The organism is Collinsella aerofaciens (assembly GCF_040915425.1).
In the GTDB taxonomy this organism is placed as follows: Bacteria; Actinomycetota; Coriobacteriia; order Coriobacteriales; family Coriobacteriaceae; genus Collinsella; species Collinsella aerofaciens_BW.
The window spans coordinates 1-4,089 of the sequence record NZ_JBCPDN010000104.1 but is presented as its reverse complement, the minus strand read 5'-3'; the positions used below and the strand labels follow the sequence as shown (position 1 = coordinate 4,089).

General features: G+C 59.7%; 3 protein-coding genes. 2 read left to right on the top strand and 1 reads right to left on the bottom strand.

Translation table 11 applies throughout. The features are described 5' to 3' along the window. Together AB5164_RS09900 and thrS are read left to right on the top strand one after the other, a co-directional pair. Positions 1-157: double zinc ribbon domain-containing protein (locus tag AB5164_RS09900; RefSeq protein ID WP_368148067.1), on the top strand; the 157-nt coding region annotated here is incomplete at its 5' end. Positions 158-373: 216 nt separating this feature from the next. Further along, entirely contained in the window at positions 374-2,137 is a 1,764-nt protein-coding gene (gene thrS / locus AB5164_RS09895) for a threonine--tRNA ligase (protein WP_055309551.1), read from the top strand. Positions 2,138-3,219: 1,082 nt separating this feature from the next. On the opposite strand, the gene AB5164_RS09890 is transcribed toward thrS, so the two are convergent. After that, positions 3,220-4,089 (bottom strand): ATP-binding protein (locus AB5164_RS09890; RefSeq protein ID WP_368148065.1); only part of this gene is annotated, 870 nt, incomplete at its 5' end.

Sequence of the window (4,089 nt, the reverse complement as noted above, 5' to 3'; positions counted from 1 at the left end):
GTACGGCACCTGCCCGCAGTGCGGCGCGCCCATCGAGAAGGACTTCGTCGTCTGCCCGGTGTGCGATACCCAGGTTCGCAACGTCTGCCCCAGCTGCCATCGCCCGCTCGATGCGCACTGGAAGGTCTGCCCGTACTGCCGAACTCGCATCCAGTAACGCATCCATCGCCGGGCCGGTCGTAAGCCACGGGCGCCCCGCGCTCCGCAGCCCCGCCCCCACACGATGAAGCATGCGTAGAAAATCGCCCGCCGTGCCATTAAGGTGCGGCGGGCGCTTGTATACCAAGGCAACCTGCCTATAATGATGCAAGTCAAAAACGCCGAGCGCATCGCACGCACTTGCATCAGGCATCCGAGAGGAGAAAACATACCCATGAAGGCACTCTACAATGACGGTTCGGTGGCCGAGCTCCCGCAGGACGAGGTCACGCACGTCATCCGTCACTCCGCCGCGCATATCATGGCGCAGGCCATCAAGCGCCTGTACCCCGAGGCCGACTTTGCCTACGGTCCCGCGACCGACAACGGCTTCTACTACGACGTCGACCTGCCCGAGGGCGTCAAGATCAGCGAGGACGACTTCCCTGCGATCGAGGCCGAGATGAAAAAGATCGTCAAGGAGAACCTCAAGTTCTCCGTGTACGAGAAGCCCCGCGCCGAGGCCATCGCCCTTATGGAGGAGCGCGGCGAGAAGTACAAGGTCGAGCACATCGGCGACCTGGACGACGACGCCCGCATCACCTTCTACCAGCAGGGCGACTACATCGACATGTGCGTCGGCCCCCACATCTGCTACACCAAGGCTCTTAAGGCCTTTAAGCTCACCGGCGTCTCGGGCGCCTACTGGAAGGGTGACAAGGACAACAAGATGCTCACCCGCATCAACGGTGTCGCCTTTGCCACCAAGGAAGAGCTCGACGAGCACATGCACATGCTGGAGGAGGCCAAGAAGCGCGACCACCGCAAGATCGGCCGCGAGATGGACCTCTTTATGATGCGAGACGAGGCCCCCGGTTTCCCGTTCTTCCTGCCCAACGGCATGATCCTTAAGAACACGCTGCTGGACTACTGGCGCGAGATCCACCACAAGGCCGGCTACGTGGAGATCTCCACGCCGCTCATCATGAACAAGCAGCTGTGGAAGACCTCGGGCCACTGGGACCACTACAAGGACAACATGTACTCTACCGTCATCGACGACGAAGAGTACTGCATTAAGCCCATGAACTGCCCGGGCGGCGTGCTGGTGTACGCCTCCAAGCCGCATTCCTATCGCGAGCTGCCCATTCGCGCCGGCGAGATTGGCCTGGTGCACCGCCACGAGCTGCGCGGCGCCCTGCACGGCCTGTTCCGCGTGCGCTGCTTTAACCAGGATGATGCCCACCTATTTGTGCGTCCCGACCAGCTGACCGACGAGATTGTGGGCGTGGTCAACCTTATCGACTCCGTGTACCAGAAGTTTGGCTTTAAGTATCACGTTGAGCTTTCCACCCGCCCCGAGGACTCCATGGGTTCCGACGAGGACTGGGCGCGCGCCGAGGAGGGCTTGCGCACCGCTCTGGAGCAGCTGCACATGGACTACGAGGTCAACGAGGGCGACGGCGCCTTCTATGGCCCCAAGATCGACTTCCACCTGGAGGACTCGCTCGGCCGTACCTGGCAGTGCGGCACCGTCCAGCTCGACTTCCAGATGCCGCTCAACTTTGACCTGGAGTACGTTGACGCCGACGGCACCAAGAAGCGCCCCATCATGCTGCACCGCGTATGCTTTGGCTCCATCGAGCGCTTCATCGGTATTCTGATTGAGCACTTTGCGGGTAAGTTCCCCACCTGGCTGGCTCCCGTGCAGGTCAAGGCACTTCCGGTTTCCGAGAAGAGCCGCGACTACGCCCACGAGGTGTGCGCCAAGCTGGAGGAGGCCGGCATCCGCGTGGTCTGCGACGACCGCGATGAGAAGATCGGCTACAAGATCCGTGAGGCCCGCAGCATCGACCGCGTGCCCTACATGCTCATCCTGGGCGAGAAGGAGGTCGAGGCCGGCAACATCTCCGTCCGTGATCGCTCCAACGAGACCGTTCAGATGAGCGTCGACGAGTTTGTTGCCAAGGTGACTGAGGAGATCAAGACCCGCGCCTAAGGCAACTGACACAACAATTTACAAAGGCGACCGTCCACATAGGGCGGTCGCCTTTTTTCATGCCCAAATAAGAAAAGCCGCAGGTTGAGCGGCTTTTTTTTGTTGCACAAAAAGGTACGCAATTATTTCGGCAAGAGAGCTGTTCTTGAATGCGGCTAGATAAGAATAAAGGTCATCGTATGCATGAGTCGCCATTTCGCTCACCTACACTTTCGGAAAGAGTTTTGCGTCGTTATTTCCGAGGCGTCGTTGGGCTCGCAATCGACTCTAGTGTGCAGCTGCTTCTCGACGTACTCCCTCATGTTCTGCCTCCACATGTAACTAATTGATTTGCTATGTGCCATTATGAATGGTATATAGCAAATCAATTAGTTACATTTAATGGAGCATTGCGAGCGTGGCGCACGCAAAGAAGAGTCGTTGTATGGAGGCTTCCGGCAACGGCCTTTTGTACGTCCGTGACTGTTGGGTGCTATCGCGGATGACGTCATTGTTGCCTGCACTCTCGATCCAAGGATGTAATTACGGAAGTGCGGGGAAAATCGAGAACCTTCGAGCACAACGCGATTTTTAGCACCAAAACCGCAGTTCGCGGAAGCGAAAACTGGGGCCTGGTTAGCATTTCTTCGATTTTCCCCGCACTTCCGAATTTGACCCCTTGCCGCACCTTGATCACGTCTTCAAGTGGCTGGTTCATCGCTAATGGAGTTTTCTGCGGTGCTTGAATTGCGGTGTTGTGATTAGGGCAAAAGGCTCTTGGCTCCGGGGAGGCTCATCGCACGAAAATTCAAGTTGCTGCTGAAGTAGGGCTTGCTTCGGCAGCGCTAACAATAAGGGCGGCTCTGCTAGTCTCGGGAGACCGCGGCATTCGGCGGGCCTGCCGAATGCCGCGATCAGTAGCGGTCAGTAGCGGTCAGTATATTCTTCGGAGCCGTTTCTCTGGGCTTCGGCGGACTTGCCAACTCGCGCTTGGGCACTACTCAGTAGATTACTCAGCAGTGCCCAGTAGATTACTCAGTAGTGCCCAGCAGGGGGAGGGCAGCAAACGCAATGGGCCTGTTTCCCGGCTAGGACCTGCAGCCTCAAACTTCGCTTGGCATCCTGTAGAACTGGTGCGGGTCTTTCGGGCTTTTCCCTACCCATTCCAACAGGCCTCGCCCGGCAAGGTCTTTCAGAGTCTTCGAGGCCGTTTTCCTACCGACATTGGACTCCCGCGCGAGGTCGGAGGTCGTGATTTTCCCCTGAGCGGCGGCAATTGCCATCGCTGCTCGTTCGCGCTCGCTGAGGAGCGGTCGGTTGTCGGCCGCGGTTCTCCTGAAGGCCGCTTTCTGTAACCCAGGACGCTCGAAGACGACGACGGTGCTGTTGACGGTCTGCTCGAAGCGGAACCTCACGCCGGCTGCCTCGCAGGCCTCCTTGATGCGCGGTATGCCCGTGCCGTACTGCTCGATGACGCCGGCGCGGAACAGGGTGCGCGCGATCGCGGGGTTTCGGAGGCCGAACTCGCTCGCGGTACCGTCTAGGTGCTCTTGCGGCGAGTCGCCCTCGGGGAACAGGCCCGGGCTCACGATCTGGACGGTGTCCATGAACACGTTGACCTCGACGGCGGTGCCGGTGGTGTAGTCGCGGTGGCACAGCGCGTTGGCAACCGCCTCGCGGATGGCCTCGGCCGGGATCTCGGGGATCTCCTTGCGGTACATGCCCGTCTCGCCGATGACGAACTCGCGCCTGATGTTCGACGTCACGAAGTACTCGGCGAAGTCGAGCAGCTTGAGCATGGTGCCGCACTCGCGGCGCAGGTCGAGGATCTTGGCCTTGGTGTTGCCGCCCAGAAGCCCCAGCTTCATCCTGGGGTAGGTGTCGGATCCCTCGCAGAACAGCTCCACCGCGGCGTTTCTTAGGCTGCCGTCGGGCGCGACGAGGTCGAGCCTTGCCAAGGTGTCCTCCACGCC